We start from the raw sequence: 338 nt of genomic DNA, 5'->3' as shown, positions 1-338 counted from the left end.
ACCGTCTGCCCGCGCTGGCCGGCGTCAATGAGGACGTCCGCTCGGCCATCGACGCCTTGCAGCAGAGCACGGGCTCGGTCAACACGGTGCTGGTCCGGCTTTCTCCGGGCGCGGACGCCCAAGCCGTGACACGCGCCATTCGCGAGGGGCTGGCACTTGGCGTGCACGACCGCGCGGCGATGCAGGACATCCTGATCGCGAAACTGATCGCGACCTCGGCGCGGCAGATCGCGATGTTCCTCGTGATCCTCGCGATCGTCAGTGCGGCCATCGTGGCCTTCATCATCTACACCCTGACTCTCGGCAAGCTGCGCGAGATCGCGGTGCTCAAGCTGATC

1 protein-coding gene is annotated in these 338 nt (G+C 66.6%); it reads left to right on the top strand.

Annotated features, from left to right (window positions below; translation table 11 throughout):
• Positions 1-338, top strand: a 338-nt coding sequence (locus tag FLQ44_RS21110; RefSeq protein WP_439144956.1) for an ABC transporter permease family protein, incomplete at both ends; no start/stop codon positions are given.

Origin of the sequence: Vogesella mureinivorans (assembly GCF_007644035.1) — a bacterium.
Classification (GTDB): domain Bacteria; phylum Pseudomonadota; class Gammaproteobacteria; order Burkholderiales; family Chromobacteriaceae; genus Vogesella; species Vogesella mureinivorans.
This window is presented reverse-complemented; position numbering and strand designations above follow the sequence as displayed.